The sequence below is a fragment of the Endozoicomonas montiporae CL-33 genome (assembly GCF_001583435.1).
Lineage (GTDB): Bacteria > Pseudomonadota > Gammaproteobacteria > Pseudomonadales > Endozoicomonadaceae > Endozoicomonas_A > Endozoicomonas_A montiporae.
This window is the reverse complement of the sequence record NZ_CP013251.1, coordinates 3256977-3272779: the sequence shown is the minus strand read 5'-3', so window position 1 is coordinate 3272779 and position 15803 is coordinate 3256977. Positions and strand designations below refer to the sequence as shown.

Genomic DNA, 15803 nt, shown 5'->3' with positions numbered 1-15803 from the left:
TTCTTTGTAAAGCTGACACGGCTTCTATCAGTGGAACGTCGCCGGACTGCAGATTGACTCCTTAACAAACTCAGGCAGCCGTTTCAGTTGTTGTTGGCAGAAAGGGGCAAACTCCGGGTTATTATGAGTTTTCTTCTTTAATTGTTCCGTGCAGGCTGTTGGCGGTGTTTTCACTCTGTCACCATCAATTTGTGAATATTGTTCCGAGGCACAGGTGTTGGCAAAAGACTTGTGTTTGTCATCAATCTTTTGCAGTCCCAGACAGGTACAGAGTGGCGTTTGAATATCATTGTCATTGCCCAGAATCAGGGAATAGAACTCTGATGTCTGGCTGAGTGTATTGGTGGCTGACTGCTGGTGGGTGTACCACTCATCGGGAGATTTTTTTTCCCAGGCCCGGTGCTGCACTTCAGCAGGATCAAAGTAATTCAGTAGCTCGGAAAGCGCTTTATCCTTGATTTTATCTGCCCAGTACAGAGGTGAAATATTGATGGTTTTTTTATTCAACTCGCAGAAGCGAGGTGTCACGGGGTCAACACTGGCTCCGTACATCAACAGCAGTCTGGAGAGATCAGCTTTTGGTTGATTGATTTCCATGCGCAGGGTGTCGGTCAGGAGTCCGCAACCGGGTTTTGGAGCCAACAATTCTATTTCTTTGCTGGAGATCTTATGAAAGCTTTGCAAATGAAGCTTTACTTTTTCGTAGTGTTCGCGGGTAATAAAAGCATTAGGGTTGGCTCCTGTACTGAGAGACAGTGCTGCCGTTTTAATATCCCCAGCCTGAATGTCGTGATAGAGAAAAAGGTCTTTCAGCTGCTCCCGTGGCGATAACGCCAGAAAATCATAGTGACCCGCCAGCGACATAAGTGCGTTAAAGATTTTCCCCTGAGCTGCCCCGGCATCGATGTTGCGTATCGCCTCAAGCGGTGTCTGGCACAGGTTAGACAGGTAGTCGGGCAGGTCGCACTTTGATCGGGTGACGATGGGCTTTATACCCATGGTCAGGGTATACATGAACAAAGCCGGGTCATTGCGCTGAACCAGATACGTCTGAAGAAAATCCGTTTCTGCTGAATGGTCGTACATCAGGTAATGTTTCAGCTGAGCGAAGCTCTGTAGCTGCTGCAGATCAAGATTCGCCAGAGAGGGGGCGTCAGTTCTTTGGTTCAATTGGCTGAAGGTGTCTGTCATGGACGCCGATGGTTGTGGTCCGGTTCCCATCAATACTTTGTATTCAGGACGATTAAAAAGTAGAGGCTCAAGACCCTCGCGAATAGCCATCACTCTGAATTTTTTATTCAGGTCTGTATTATGCTTCAGGTGCTCAGCCTGACCTGGATAATGTTTAATCAGATAGTTTTTTAGTTCTGGAAACTCATCCATATCTCTACGAAGCAGATGGTCTGGTTTTAGCCAGACCTGACCTTGAGCATTCGTGCGTTGATAGGTGGTCTCGAGCGGTTCGTTTAATATCTCCAGCTTTTGCTGTTGACTCAGTGATTGATGGCTTCTGCTTTGGCAGCCTTTCATTGCGAAGCTGCTAAGGTATCGCTGTTGCAGGTCGGAGTTAGCGGACAGGGTGTTATTCTCTGGTGCCATAAACTGGGTACAACCAGCATTCAGCAGATCAAAGAAAGCGGTACAGATTTCCAGCTCTGCCGTGCTTTCAGGGTTCTGGTTTGCAGACATATGGCAAAGCTCGCTGAAAACGCTGTGACTGTTTTCACCGGGGGTAGCGGTCATGGCCAGATCGAAGCCGGTCATACCCGCATGGTTTCGCTCCAGAGGGTTGACTGGGTAATTTTTCAGAAGGTGCAGGTTTTTAAACTGCTTGCTTTTAATGGCGTAATGCAGCACTGAATGACCTTCCGAGCTCAGTTCCGAGAAATCACTCCCCAGCCACTCCAGCCATTCCAGTGCTGTGGGTGTCATAAACGTGAAGCCGGTTTTATGGAGCGGCGTGTAACAGCGTTGCCCTTCCTGACAGGCAATCAGACTGTGAATCTTGTCCGGGTCGTGCTGTATGACTCTCGGGTCGGAGAAAATAGACAGTATTTCACCAAGGTAGCTATTCAACCTGCCGGTAAAAGTAACTATGTTCCAAAGTGAAGCGAGCCGCCCTTGTGGTGCAGTAATATTATTCTGAATGCGCTCCAGACGTGCTTTTAAATCCGGGTAGGCCCCGGCAACCAGCATCATATCGTCTCCTCCTGCCCAGACATAGTGTGTGAGCAAACGCCACAGGTCATTATCACGGCTCAGGTTGGCGCTGGAGACCATCTTGTGAAAAATATTACCGCCTTTCCCGATGATTGCAGCTGACTTCTGATGGCGTTCCTGTCTTTTTGGCGGAGAAATTGTTGGCGGAGAAATAAACGGGTCTGCACCATGGGTCAAGAGCAACAGAATGGTCAGGGAGTAAGTAGGGTTGTATTGGCAATTACGCACTGACAGGGTCAGCGGCGTTTCACCATTCACATCACGGGCATTAATGTTGGCACCTTTATTCAGCAGCAGGTGCATGGATTCAGTCGCTTCGCGACTGGCAAGTTCATGGGTGCAGGATTTTTTGTGGCTGGCAAGGTGATGCAGGATTGTTTGCTGTAATGCTTCGTCACCAATCCATTTATCGACGTTGGCACCGGCTTCGATCAGCTTGTTGAGGGACTTGAAGTCGTTGTTGGAAAGAGCCAGATACGACGGGTCAAGCACCCGGGTACCGCATCCCTCGGGGTTGGCACCCTGCTCCAGCAGCATATCCACAACATCGTGCTGTTTAAGCATAACCGCCATATCAAGCAGGCTGACTTTTGCCTGGAATATGGGGCCTTTTGCAGAGAAGTTTATCTGCTTTTCAACCGCTGCATTGACTGGCAAACCATGCTTAACAGCTGCTTTGAGTTTATCCAGTTTTTTTTGCCTGAGGTCCGAGTTTGTCCAGAGTTCTTTGATGTCTTCAATAGACTCAATCGCATTATGAAGGTTTCTTGCAGTGTCGCTATCCGGTTTTGGCACAGAACAGTGTTTTTTTGCGGTCAGTTCGTAAACCTGAACAGAGGGGAAGGTGCTACTGGCCAGAGCTATTCGAGTACCAGCAAGGCAGCACAATATTAGGCTGAAACCGAGAACCCAACGATTAGATGGCCATGAAATCATAATTTACTTCACTTCCTTATTAAGCCGATTATGTTCTGAACCAGAAACAATGAGCATTGTGAGCTGCCTGCAAACCACAGTTATCATAGCTAAGACCCTGTCACTCATGGCTTAGTTCCCACCTTTTTCTTTTTAGCAATTGGAATATTGAATCAGTACAAAATAGCCGATGGAGGTAAAACTGCTGAAGGATAATGAATATTTACCAGCAGGAAAGGCAAAGCTCGGGAGGCGCATTGGCCGTTGCTGACTAAACTGTCGCGATGTTTAATTAATCGGTCATTACATAATGGAATCGGCAGTCAAGATTCGCTGCATTACCACGCTCAGTGCCACACTGGAGTTTTACGACTTTACCCTGTTGATTTTTCTGTCCGGGGTGATTGCCCGGGTTTTCTTCCCGGAAGGCTCTGCGATGAGCGGTGTGATGCCGGTTCTGATTCTGTTTTTTGCCGGTTATCTGGCCCGGTTTGCCGGAGGCTTGATGTACAGCCACTTTGGCGATCGTTATGGCCGAAAAAGCCCTTATATCTACTCTGTTCTGCTGATGTCTCTGGCGACGCCCTGCATTGCGTTGCTGCCCGGATACAGTGAATGGGGTCTGTTTGCACCTTTGTCGCTGCTGGTGCTGAGAATCATTCAGGGGTTATCCCTTGGCGGAGAAATTCCCGGTGCGGTGGTTTTTGCGGCCGAACATACCCGTCCGGGACGAAGGGGGCAGGTGACCGGACTGGTGATCAGCGGTGTCACCTTTGGCAATGTGATGGCAACAGCGACAGTGACGGGGCTTTATCAATTTTTAAGTGATGAGCAGGTGGTTGAATGGGGTTGGCGCATTGCTTTTATGACAGGAGGCGTGCTGGGGCTGATCAGCCTCTGGCTCAGGCTGTCTCTGGAAGAAACGCCCGTGTTCAGAGAGTCGGTTTCCGGTCCCCATCATGTAGTGCCTGTCATGAGCCTGCTCAGATCCCAAAGAGCGAGTCTGGTTCGGGGGTGTCTGGTGGCGATTTTTCCAGCGATCACCACATCGATCCTGCTGTTCATGCCCCGATACCAGTTGCAGTACCAGAACATTGCACCTGAAGCGGTTTTTTCTGTCAGTTTCTGGGGGTTTCTGGGCCTGACCGTAGTGACCCTGATGATGGCGGTGTTAACCGATAAGGTTGGGCGGATTCCCATGGTGCGACTGGGTTGTTGCCTTTCACTGTTTATTCTGGTGACATTTGATGTTATTGGCAGTCACCCGTTTTTGGCACTTCTGCCCTTATTTGTCTCCTGTTCTATGGTCATGGGAGCCTATGAAGCGTCTATGGTCGAACTGTTTCCTACCCGTTCGCGCTATTCCGGGGTCGCCTTTTGTCACAATCTGGCCTTTGCCCTGTTTGCGGGTTCGACTCCAATGGTGTTGGAGTGGTTTTGTTCAAGAGGCATGGTGATGGCACCCGCCTGTCTGATGTCTTTTTATGCGATTCTCCTGCTTCTGAGTACCATTGGCTGGGAGGATCGTTATCAGGATGAATTATCAACGATATAGATGTTGGTAATCGATCATTTATTCTCGGGTTATTTGTGAACTGTACTTACTTTTTCCTGATGACAGCTATGCTAATTTGCCCTTATCTCGGACTTTCGTTTGGTTTGAGTAAAGGGGGAAATATGGAAAAAGTGGTACAGTTTAAAAAAACATTGTCACTGGTTGATATTGTTATCAATGTGGTTATTGCGCTGATTGCCATCAGTGGCTTACTGACAATGTTTGCCAGTGGTTCGGTGATGATGGGGTTGGGCACACTGGTCTCTGCCTTTTTTATGTGGGTGGGTAAGGTGCTTGGTTTTGGGGTAGCTTACTGTGCGATTCAGGTGGCAGAAAATACCGCTCCGGAAAACAGACAAAAGGCGAGTGCAGGGTCGGCAGGTTTTGAACAAACCGCCACGTCTTAATGATTTCTGCTTAATGAACAAACCATTTCTGTCATGAAAGGGTTTGTTCCTGTCTACAGTGATTAAGTACTCAACCTCTGAAATAACGCTGCTCAATAAATGGCATTCGACTGACGGTCATGGGCAGTGCTTTCCCTCTGACGGAAGCAAACACTTCGGTTCCGATGGCCGAGTAGTCTTTGGCAAGGTAGGCCATGGCGACCGGCTTACCAATGGTTGGCCCAAATGTACCTGAAGTAACGGTACCAATGGTTTCACCATCAGCGTTCAGCAATGCGGTACCTTCCCTGACCGGTGCACGACTGCTGCCTAATAGTCCGACCCGTTTATTTTCCACCGCTTTTGTGGCGATTTGCTCAAGAATAATGTCGGCACCGGGAAAACCGCCCGCTCTTGCGCCATCCGCGCGGCGAACTTTACTGAGCGCCCAGATCAGGCTGGCTTCAACGGGTGTGGTGGTTGGAGTCATGTCGTGTCCATACAGGCATAAACCGGATTCCAGCCTTAGAGAATCACGGGCGCCCAGCCCAATCAGCTCTACTTCGGGCTGTTCCAGAAGCAGACGAAAGATTCTTTCTGATTCAGAAGCCGGTATGGATATTTCATAACCGTCTTCACCGGTGTAGCCTGAACGGCTGACAAAACAGTCAACGCCGCTAATGACGATCTGGCGTGAATCCATAAACACCATAGAACTGACCTCGGCAGAAAAACGTGCCAGCACCTTGGCTGCTTCAGGCCCTTGCAAGGCCAGTAGAGCACGGTCGTCCAGACGTTCAAGCTGTACGTCGTCTGTCAGGTGTTTTTGCAGGTGAGCAATATCCTGTTCTTTGCAGGCGGCATTCACCACCAGATAAAGACAGTCATCGGCAAAACGGCTGACCATCAGGTCGTCCATTACGCCGCCCTGTTCGTTGGTGAACAACGCATAGCGTTGCCGGCCCGGGGGTAGATCGATAATATCGACAGGCACTAGAGACTCCAGCCATTCACCGGCTTTTTCACCCCTGAGAAACAACTGCCCCATGTGGGAAACATCAAACAGCCCTGCCTGACTCCGGGTGTGCAGGTGCTCACCTTTTACACCCAGCGGGTACTGAACAGGCATATCAAAGCCGGCAAAAGGAACCATACGGGCTCCCTGTTCAACGTGCAGAGTATGCAGCGGTGTGTGTTGCAGGTCTGAAGTGGCAGGTGATACTGCGGTCATGAAGCCCCCTGATTATTATGATGTCAGAATGTCTGGCTGATGGTTGTTGCACAGTCCGTGCGTCAATGCCTCTCAATTGTAGGTCTGTGGCGACAAATGTAAACCGTCAGCCAGATGAAGCTGACTGCTCAGGCTGTGTCCGAACGGTTTTGTTGACGTTGCTGGAGGCGTTCAGGTAGATCGACAGCAGACCGGCAGCGACCACCAGAATCATGCCAAGCATGGCAACCGTATCAGGTACATGATCCCACATCAGCCAGCCAAGGAGCCCGGCAAAGACAACGCCAAGGTAGTTCACCGGGGCGACCACTGTCGCTTTTGCCCAGGTGTACGCTTGGGTATACAGCCACATGGTTATAAAGATGGATAAGCCGACGTAGACCAGATAAGGCAGGGTCCACAGAGGAACCGGTTGCCAGTTGGCGATGGCAATGGGCAGACTGCAGACAAAAGAGATAGCAAAGTAGTAGAACAGAATCAGGCTGGAAGGTTCGGTGGTGGATAAGGTTCGGGTGCCGACCATGGAAAAGGCAAGAAAGAAGCCGGACATCAGGCCAGCCACATGCCATGGGTTAATACCGGCAAATTGTGGCCTTAATATCAACAGAACGCCGAAAAAACCAAGAATCATGGGTACCCAGGATTTACCCGGAATCACCACCTTCAGCCACAGCCAGAGGGCCAGCGGCACAAACAGTGGTCCCGTGTTGCGTAACAGCGTGGCATCCACCAGGGGAATATGGGCCAGTGCCAGATAGTAAACGTAGAAACAGAGCCAGCCGGTCAGGCCACGCATTGCATGTGCAGCAGGTCGGCTGGTTTTCAAAACGCAGACCCCGTTGCGCAGCAGCCAGGGCAGCATGACCACAAGACAGATGGAATATTGCACCAGCACAATCAGGGGAACGGGTACATCGGCGGCAACCAGCTTGGTGGCTGCGGCCGCCGTGCTGGCAATAACAGCCGTAGCCACAGCATAGGCAACGCCTTTGGGGGTATTTTCTTTCACAGCAGTCCCTGTCGTTTTTATTCTGGATCAGGCGGTGCGCTCAATTGTAAAGGTGAAGACCGGGAAGTAAACCTCCATATGGATGAAGAAGATCAGTTTTCAGTCGGCTGTTTTTTGACCGACATCAACACATTCCCATAACCCCTGCACTAGCATGCAAAACTCCCTTGCCCGACGACCATTATGGTCGCCTGTGAGCACAATCATTCTGGCTGATGCCTCTGCGACGAGTTGTAAAACGCTATGAGCAAACTTCTGGATCGTTTCCTGAGCTACGTTCAATTTGATACACAATCCAATCCGGGGTTCGACACGGTTCCCAGCACCAGTAAGCAGTTTGAGCTGGCGAAATTTCTCAGGGCAGAACTGGAAACACTGGGGCTGTCGGATATTACTCTGGACGACAACTGTTATCTGATGGCACGTTTGCCATCCAATACCGACCAGCCCGTCACGCCTATTGGCTTTGTTGCCCATATGGATACGGCGTTTGATTACTCCGGTGAAAACGTTAAACCGCAAATTATCAAAAACTATGACGGTAAAGACATCGCTCTGGGCACTACCCTGACGCTGTCGCCTGCCGAATTTCCGGAGCTGGACACCTGTCTGGGTAAAACCCTGATTACCACCGATGGCACCACCCTGCTCGGAGCGGACAACAAGGCGGGCATTGCCGAGATCCTGACGGCGATTGAATATCTGATGGCTCATCCGGAGATTAAGCATGGCGATATCTGCATTGGTTTTACGCCGGATGAAGAAATCGGCCGTGGTGCCAACCATTTTGATGTGGAACAGTTTGGCGCCGAGTTTGCCTATACCATCGATGGCGGTCCGGTTGGTGAACTGCAGTTTGAAAACTTCAACGCGGCTCAGGCGCAGATTACCGTTCATGGCAAAAGTGTTCACCCGGGGCATTCCAAAAATAAAATGGTCAATGCCATGCTGATTGCAGCCGAATTCATCGAGACTATGCCGAAAGATGAAACACCGGCGACCACGGATGACTATCAGGGCTTCTTCCACCTTAATAATATGGACAGCAGCATCAGTGAAACCTTTATGCACTGGCTGATTCGTGACTTTGATAAAGACCATCAGGAACGACGTAAGACGTTTATTGAAAACCGGGTTGAGGCGTTCAATGAGAAATACGGTGCAGGTACCCTGACGCTTGAGATTAAGGACAATTACCGGAATATGCGGGAAAGGGTGGAACCGCGTCAGGAAATCATTACGCTGGCACAAAAGGCGATGGAAGCTTCAGACGTTAAGCCACTGATTAAACCGATCCGTGGCGGCACTGATGGTGCCCGATTGTCGTTTAAAGGGTTGCCATGCCCGAATGTCTTTACTGGCGGTTACAACTTCCATGGGCCTTATGAATTTATTGCACTGGAAGATATGGAAAAAGCGGTTGAGGTGATTGTCAATATTGCCCGACTGGCTGCCGGGTAAGCACGCAGTGGGGCGTGCAGTGCATGCCCCTTCAGTGTGATCAGTCTTCTTTTACCGCAGCAATCACAGAAATTTCAACTAACAGTGCTTCCCGTGCCATTGATGCTTCTACACAGGCACGGGCAGGCGCATACCCTTCCGGTACCCAGGCATCCCATACCGCGTTCATTTCCGCAAAGTCGTCCATGGTTTTAATGTAAAGGGTGGCTGACAGAATGTGCTTGCGGTCCGAACCTGCTTCCAGCAGCAGTGTGTCTACTTTATCCAGCATGGTTTGGGTTTGTTCTGTAATGCCTGCAGAGGCATCGGCACAGACCTGACCACACAGGTAAACTGTTCCCTGATGTTTCACAATACGGCTCATGCGCTGGCTGGTTTGCTGTCGTTCAATCGTCATATCAAAGTACTTCCTGTCAGTTTCACTCAATAAACAACAGGCAGTGTACTGTTTTTACTGCGAAATGGCAGAGTTAAAAAAACTGTCGTTTATTATCTATACGAATAGCGCATAAAATAATCCTGAAATGTCTAACTTATTAAGAAATAAGTACTTTTATCAGGCGGATTGATCAAAAAAAACACTCTTAATTGGCATGAAATTGACGTATGTCAGCACTGATGCAAACGAAATGCGGAAAATAGCTATCGTCTGTCTGTTGGATATTTGATCACTGGATGTAAGTGTAAGCCGTTTTTTTGTACAGACTGTTTTCATTTGTAAAAGGTGGTTGGTCGAAGTATTGCTATGGCTGGCAGTGCTTTGACAGGTCGTTTATCCGTTCAGACATTATTTCCCTCAAATAAGGATTTTTTCATGAACACTGCAGTGAGTTCGAGCCCGGCTTCGGGTCAGAAAGGTGCACTTCAGCGCTTCCTGGATATTGTTGAGCGTGGTGGTAACGCTCTGCCGCATCCAATCATCATGTTCTTCTACTTTGCCGTCGGTACCGTAGCACTCTCTGCACTGCTGAGCCTGATTGGCGTATCCGTCACTTACGATGCCATGGATCGTGCCAGTGGTGAGCTGGTGCCTACCACCGTTGCTATCAAAAGCCTTCTGACCGCTGATGGTGTTCGCTTCATGTTTACCAACGCGATCAACGCATTCACCGGTCATGCTGCTCTGGGCACCATTCTGGTAGCGATGCTGGGTGTGGGTGTTGCGGAATATTCCGGCCTGATCAGCGCGATGCTGAAGCGTATGGTTCTGGCGACGCCTAAAAGTCTTCTGACGCCTATTTTGGTATTTGCCGGTATCATGTCCAACATCGCTTCCGATGCGGGTTATGTGGTTCTGGTACCACTGGGTGCGATTGTTTTCATGAGTTTTGGCCGTCACCCGCTGGCCGGTATTGCAGCCGCGTTTGCCGGTGTATCCGGTGGTTTCTCTGCCAACCTGGTCATCGGTTCGACTGACCCGCTGCTGGGTGGTATCTCCACTGAAGCGGCGCGTATCATGGACCCGACCTACATGGTAACGCCGGTAGCCAACTACTACTTCATGGTGGTGTCTACCTTCCTGATCACCATTCTGGGTACGATTGTTACCGACAAGATTGTTGAGCCTCGACTGGGTTCATACGGTGGTGACATGGGTGAAAAAGCCGATGCCATGACCCCGGAAGAACTGGCCGGTCTGAAGCGTGCCAAGTGGTCATTCTTTGCGCTGGTGGCTTTGCTGTGCGCTCTGATTATTCCTGAAGCTGCGCCGCTGCGTGATCCTGCGTCTGGCCAGATTCTGGGCAACTCTCCGTTCATGCAGTCCATCATTCTGATTCTGACCGCTTTGTTCCTGATTCCGGGTGCAGCTTATGGTTTTGGTTCCAAAACCTTTGAAAGTGCAGAAGGTGTGGTGCAGGGCATGGTCAAGTCCATGTCTACCATGGCGAGCGTTCTGGTGATTATTTTTGTTTCCGCCCAGTTCGTTTCTTACTTTACCTACTCAAATCTGGGTATTGTGGCTGCGGTGTCCGGTGCAGATTTGCTGAATAACATTGGCTTTACCGGTCTGCCATTGGCGGTAGCCATGGTGCTTCTGTCTGCAGTGGTTAACCTGTTCATGGGGGGGGCCAGCTCCAAGTGGCTGATTATGGCACCGGTATTTATCCCGATGTTCATGCAGATGGGCTTCACTCCGGAATACACTCAGGTGGCTTACCGTATCGGTGACTCCACCACCAACATCATCACACCGCTGATGACCTACTTCCCGATTATTGCCAGCTTTGCTGCCCGTTATCAGGAAGAAAATGGTCCTAAGATCGGTATGGGTACTGTGATCTCCATGATGATGCCATACACCTTCTTCTTCCTGGGTGGCTGGATTGTTCTGTTCATCGTCTGGAGCATGCTGAACCTGCCTCTGGGGCCGGGTGCTGTGATGTTCATGTAATTGCAACGCATGACAGCCAGGCGATACCGTCGCCTGACAGAAAACGGGCAGTAATAATACTGCCCGTTTATTTATGTTTCACTGATCAGCTTTATGAATGCGTTGCCAGTCCTGTGTCGTCAGTTTCATTAAACCCAGACGTACTGCGTTGTTTTCTGGCGCTGTGGCAGCCTGATGAAGGGCAGCAAAATAGTCGTCTCCCCACTTCCCCTGAAGAAAATCAGCCAGCTGATGTAAGTCCGTTTTACCAGACTCCAGTTGCCGGTTTAATTCGTTACCACTGAGTTCTACCGTAGAAAATAATCTGCCTATAAATCGCTCAAGCATCAGGGAGGATTGGTTGTCTTCGTCAAATAACGATTGTGATATCCGCTCGCCTTCGTTATGCAGGTATAAATTGGCGTACAGAGCCGGGATCAATTCAGCCAGTTGACGAGTCATCATCAGGGCTGCAGTTTCTATGTCGTTATCAGACAGTGGTTTATAAATACGTGTCGGACACTCGATGCTATCTGACGGTTCCACGCTGAAACGTTCCAGCTTTAATTCCGGCAGGGCGAAACGTATGGCCGCTATGTTCAGGCCGCAGCTTCGGCACAGTAGCAGCGTTTTCAGATCAATACCCTGCTGTTTCAGTTGGCTGGCTGTATCAATAATGTCTGTTTTCAAAACGTGATCAACAGTGCCGCTTTTTAACTGGGCATCAAAGGTGGCCAGTTTGGTTAGCCAGTTTTCTGCGGTGCCAGACTGGTGTTGTGTGCAGTAATGCAGAATCTGTTTGAATTCTTCTTGAAAAAAGGACGGATTGAAATTATCCAGCATGACTGCTTCTTGAATATCATTGGTCAAGCTTTCACGAAGGCTGTGTGGAATGGCAGGCATGAGGGGGTCAAAGCAATCACAGCACTACTGTCTTTGCTGGGCATCATCAGCCTCTTAAGGTGTGGGTTTCCTGTCTGTACCTGATGGGACTCAATGTTTCCAACAGCCAGATTTCTAAAGAACTTGACCTTTCACTGAGTGATGTACATGTAATGACAACCTTGTTGCGAACCTCTGTCGTTAAACGCAAGCCTGACATTACTCTTGAGGGAGAGGTAGAGTTCGACGAAGTGTACATCGTCGCATGTCACAAAGGACATCCTGAAGCTTTAAAAAAATCTATCGCGCCCTCCCCGAAAAAGAAGATTAAAAGGAGCTCCGGGCAGAGGAACTCTCGAAAAAGACAAGCCTCCCGTTCTGGGAATGATTCAGCGAGGAGGTCAGGTCATTATCAACATGCTGGATAATGTTCGAAAAGCCACCATAAAGCCTTTCATTACGAAGCATGTAGCCAAGGGAACCCAAACTTACACTGATGAATACAGCATTTACAACTCCCTTGAAGAGTGGGGTTACAGGCATAAATCTGTCTGTCATGGTAAAAGCGAGTACGCCCGGGATGATGACAAGGATGGTATTTATGAAGTACACGTAAACACCATGGAAGGCTTCTGGTCATTGCTCCGTTCATGGCTCAGACCTCACAGGGGGATTTCTCAGGAAAGCTTACCTTTGTACCTCGGCTTCTTTGAGTTCGTTCATAACGCCGGAATCCGGGGTAAAGGGTTACTTCAACCATTAATTAGCTTGCTGGTTACGTAGCAGTCTGGAATCCGATAAGAGCCTCTTCTTAATGTCCACCCTAAGAAGCCCCCTTGTCAGCAGATCTTGCAGTACGATTATCGGTATTCATCAACAGAAGGGCAGCTGCAGATAAAGTTTCTGTCGCCAAATGCATTATCCACCCGGTTAACGGCAGGCCAGTATTTACTGGTTCTATTTCCGGCTGGGGATACGGCTTCTTCTCTGGAGTATGGACGATCCCAGTTGCCTTCCATCAGGTCAGACAGAGTGTGTGGCGCGTGAACCAGTGGATTGTTCTCGACAGGCCATTGGCCGCTTTCAACCTTTTTGATCTCCTGACGGATAGCAATCAGTGCATCGATAAAACGGTCAATTTCAGCTTTGGATTCTGATTCTGTTGGCTCAATCATCAGAGTACCGGCCACAGGGAACGACATGGTGGGCGCATGGAAACCGTAATCCATCAGTCGTTTGGCGATGTCCTCTTCGGAAATTCCACTGTCGTCTTTAATCGGTCGTATATCAATGATGCATTCGTGAGCAACACGGTTATTACGGCCACGATACAGAACGCTGTAATGCTCGGACAGGCGTTCGGCAATATAGTTGGCGTTCAGAATTGCGACTTCAGACGATGCTTTCAAACCGGTGCGTCCCAGCATTTTGATGTACATCCAGCTGATGGGAAGAATCGATGAACTGCCAAAGGGTGCCGCGGCTACGGCACCGATACCTTCATGAGCGCCTTTTATCGGACTGACGCTGTGATTTGGCAGATAGGGTGCAAGGTGTTGTTTAACACCAATAGGCCCCATGCCTGGCCCGCCGCCTCCGTGAGGAATGGCAAAGGTTTTATGAAGGTTCAGGTGCGAGACATCAGAACCAAACTGTCCGGGCTGGGCAATGCCGACCAGTGCGTTCATATTGGCGCCATCCATATACACCTGTCCACCATGTTTGTGGATGATGGAACAGATGGTGCGAATGTTTTCTTCAAACACGCCATGGGTGGAAGGATAGGTCACCATCAGGGTGGACAGCTGCTCGCTGTACTGTTCAGCCTTGTGCTGCAAGTCACCGATATCAACATTGCCGTTGCTGTCACATTCCACAATCACCACTTTCAGGCCGAGCATGGCGGCAGAAGCCGGATTAGTGCCATGGGCTGATGACGGGATCAGACAGATATTACGATGTGCCTGTCCATTGGCTTCCTGATAGTTGCGGATCGCCAGCAGGCCTGCATATTCACCCTGGGCACCCGAGTTAGGCTGCATCGACAGGGCGTCGTAACCGGTAATGGTGATCAGATCCTGCTCCAGTTCGCGAATCATGGTCATGTAACCCTGCACCTGATTGCGGGGTGCAAAGGGATGAATATTGGCAAACTCCGGCCAGGATACGGGCAACATTTCTGCGGTTGCGTTCAGCTTCATGGTGCAGGAACCCAGTGGAATCATACCGTGGGTCAGGGAGTAATCCTTGTTTTCCAGCTGTTTGAGGTAACGCAGCATATCCGTTTCACAGTGGTAGCGGCTGAAGGTCGGGTGGGTCAGAATGTCATTGGTCCGGCGCTGTTCGTGGTGTATGCCTGAAATCTCGATCTGGGCATCCATCTGTTCGATATCCAGATCATTGCCTGCTCCCAGAATAATATCAAACAGCTGACTGATGTCTTCGCGGGTGGTGGTTTCGTCCAGGCTGATACCCAGTTGGTCACTGCCAATCAGGCGCAGGTTACAGCCCGCTTGCAGAGCCTTCCGGTAAATATGATTCTGTTCACTGCCTACGGTGAATGTCAGGGTGTCAAAGTAGGAGGTGTTGCATTTGACGCCCAGCGTGCTTAGTCCTCTTGCCAGAATGGTGGTCAGGCGATGAACACGTTCAGCAATCCGTTCCAGCCCTTTGGCACCATGATAAACGGCGTAAAAACCGGCCATGTTTGCCAGCAGCGCCTGTGCGGTACAGATATTGGAAGTCGCTTTTTCCCGGCGAATATGTTGTTCACGGGTTTGCATCGCCATGCGCAACGCCTGATTGCCACGGCTGTCAACGGATACACCAATAATACGGCCGGGAATCGAACGTTTCAGTTTGGTACTGGTGGCAAAATAGGCCGCATGCGGGCCACCAAAGCCCATGGGAACGCCAAAACGCTGGGTGTTGCCCAGGGCGATATCAGCACCCAGTTCACCCGGCGATTTCAACAGCACCAATGCCAGCAGGTCGGCTGCTACCGATACCATGGCTTTTTGCTGGCGCGCCTGTTTAATAACACTGGCAATGTCGCCTATTTCACCGTAGGTGCCGGGGTATTGAAGCTGTATACCGAAGATGTCGTGTTTATCAAGCTCGGTGTATGGATTACCCACCACAACCTGAATGTCCATATGCGCCGCGCGGGTCCGGATCACTTCTATGGTTTGTGGGTGCACATCATCGGCGACAAAAAACACCGGGTGTTTGCTGCGGTTGGAGCGACGACATAAAGCCATGGCTTCAGCGGCAGCGGTGGCTTCGTCCAGTAGTGATGCGTTTGCCACCTCCATGCCGGTCAGGTCCATCACCATCTGTTGATAATTCAGCAGCGCTTCCAGACGTCCCTGGGAAATTTCGGGCTGATAGGGCGTGTAAGCGGTGTACCAGCCGGGGTTTTCCAACACATTACGCTGAATCACCGGTGGTACATGCGTGTTGTGGTAGCCCATGCCGATGTAGGATTTGAACACTTTGTTCTGGTCGGCAAGGGCGCGTAGCCTGTTCAATGCCTGCTGTTCAGTCATGCTGATGGTGACTTTCAGGGGCTCGAGGTTATGAATTGCACCCGGTACCGTTTCTTCAATCAGCTCTGCCAGCGAGTCAGCACCCAGCTGGTTTAACATAGCCTGCTGTTCGTCGGTGTCCGGGCCAATATGACGCCCGGTAAATGCATCATTACGCTCCAGTTGCTCAAGTGTCTGTTTCTCAACGGCCATGTTTCTACCTTTCTTGCTCGCAGTCTCTCGTAT

10 protein-coding genes and 1 pseudogene are annotated in these 15803 nt (G+C 50.1%); 5 read left to right on the top strand and 6 right to left on the bottom strand.

Annotated elements, in window-relative coordinates; genetic code table 11:
* Positions 1-27 precede the first annotated feature (27 nt).
* Positions 28-3015 (bottom strand): ankyrin repeat domain-containing protein, encoded by a 2988-nt coding sequence (locus EZMO1_RS14965; protein WP_222842123.1) that lies wholly within the window; start codon positions 3013-3015, stop codon positions 28-30.
* A gap of 430 nt (positions 3016-3445) precedes the next feature.
* On the opposite strand from EZMO1_RS14965, the gene EZMO1_RS14960 reads away from it, so the two are divergent.
* Both EZMO1_RS14960 and EZMO1_RS14955 read left to right on the top strand, forming a co-directional pair.
* Positions 3446-4690: an MFS transporter gene (locus tag EZMO1_RS14960; protein ID WP_034872551.1), complete on the top strand. Its 1245-nt coding sequence runs from the start codon at positions 3446-3448 to the stop codon at positions 4688-4690.
* Between the two features lie 122 nt (positions 4691-4812).
* Positions 4813-5097 carry a hypothetical protein gene (locus tag EZMO1_RS14955; RefSeq protein ID WP_034872552.1) on the top strand — a complete coding sequence of 95 codons (285 nt, stop codon included), beginning with the start codon at positions 4813-4815 and terminating at the stop codon, positions 5095-5097.
* Positions 5098-5167: 70 nt separating this feature from the next.
* Here EZMO1_RS14955 and gcvT read toward each other — a convergent pair whose 3' ends face one another.
* Complete coding sequence (gcvT, locus tag EZMO1_RS14950; protein WP_034872554.1) at positions 5168-6307, bottom strand: glycine cleavage system aminomethyltransferase GcvT; 1140 nt, start codon at positions 6305-6307, stop codon at positions 5168-5170.
* Positions 6308-6413: 106 nt separating this feature from the next.
* Positions 6414-7316 carry a DMT family transporter gene (locus EZMO1_RS14945; protein WP_051789241.1) on the bottom strand — a complete coding sequence of 301 codons (903 nt, stop codon included), beginning with the start codon at positions 7314-7316 and terminating at the stop codon, positions 6414-6416.
* A 243-nt stretch (positions 7317-7559) separates the two neighbouring features.
* Between EZMO1_RS14945 and pepT the strand changes: the two genes are divergently transcribed.
* Positions 7560-8777 (top strand): peptidase T, encoded by a 1218-nt coding sequence (gene pepT / locus EZMO1_RS14940; protein WP_034872556.1) that lies wholly within the window; start codon positions 7560-7562, stop codon positions 8775-8777.
* Positions 8778-8817: 40 nt separating this feature from the next.
* On the opposite strand, the gene EZMO1_RS14935 is transcribed toward pepT, so the two are convergent.
* The gene (locus EZMO1_RS14935; RefSeq protein WP_034872557.1) at positions 8818-9174 is read right to left on the bottom strand and encodes a RidA family protein; all 357 of its coding nucleotides are present in this window, start codon (positions 9172-9174) and stop codon (positions 8818-8820) included.
* A gap of 417 nt (positions 9175-9591) precedes the next feature.
* Between EZMO1_RS14935 and EZMO1_RS14930 the strand changes: the two genes are divergently transcribed.
* On the top strand, positions 9592-11169 hold the full coding sequence (locus EZMO1_RS14930; RefSeq protein ID WP_051789510.1) for an AbgT family transporter: 1578 nt from the start codon (positions 9592-9594) through the stop codon (positions 11167-11169).
* A gap of 78 nt (positions 11170-11247) precedes the next feature.
* On the opposite strand, the gene EZMO1_RS14925 is transcribed toward EZMO1_RS14930, so the two are convergent.
* Positions 11248-12051, bottom strand: a complete 804-nt coding sequence (locus EZMO1_RS14925; RefSeq protein WP_034872558.1) for a hypothetical protein — start codon at positions 12049-12051, stop codon at positions 11248-11250.
* A gap of 345 nt (positions 12052-12396) precedes the next feature.
* On the opposite strand from EZMO1_RS14925, the pseudogene EZMO1_RS14920 reads away from it, so the two are divergent.
* Positions 12397-12813 (top strand): annotated as a pseudogene (locus EZMO1_RS14920) (IS1595 family transposase); the annotation flags it as partial.
* A 77-nt stretch (positions 12814-12890) separates the two neighbouring features.
* On the opposite strand, the gene gcvP reads toward EZMO1_RS14920, so the two are convergent.
* Complete coding sequence (gene gcvP, locus EZMO1_RS14915; protein ID WP_034872561.1) at positions 12891-15770, bottom strand: aminomethyl-transferring glycine dehydrogenase; 2880 nt, start codon at positions 15768-15770, stop codon at positions 12891-12893.
* Positions 15771-15803: the final 33 nt, after the last annotated feature.

Excerpts from the sequence above, each read along its gene's own strand:
- EZMO1_RS14935 (WP_034872557.1), bottom strand. The coding sequence starts at position 9,174 with ATGACGATTGAACGACAGCAAACCAGCCAGCGCATGAGCCGTATTGTG.
- EZMO1_RS14960 (WP_034872551.1), top strand. The coding sequence starts at position 3,446 with ATGGAATCGGCAGTCAAGATTCGCTGCATTACCACGCTCAGTGCCACA.
- EZMO1_RS14925 (WP_034872558.1), bottom strand. The coding sequence starts at position 12,051 with ATGCCTGCCATTCCACACAGCCTTCGTGAAAGCTTGACCAATGATATT.
- EZMO1_RS14930 (WP_051789510.1), top strand. The coding sequence starts at position 9,592 with ATGAACACTGCAGTGAGTTCGAGCCCGGCTTCGGGTCAGAAAGGTGCA.
- gcvP (WP_034872561.1), bottom strand. The coding sequence starts at position 15,770 with ATGGCCGTTGAGAAACAGACACTTGAGCAACTGGAGCGTAATGATGCA.
- pepT (WP_034872556.1), top strand. The coding sequence starts at position 7,560 with ATGAGCAAACTTCTGGATCGTTTCCTGAGCTACGTTCAATTTGATACA.
- gcvT (WP_034872554.1), bottom strand. The coding sequence starts at position 6,307 with ATGACCGCAGTATCACCTGCCACTTCAGACCTGCAACACACACCGCTG.
- EZMO1_RS14955 (WP_034872552.1), top strand. The coding sequence starts at position 4,813 with ATGGAAAAAGTGGTACAGTTTAAAAAAACATTGTCACTGGTTGATATT.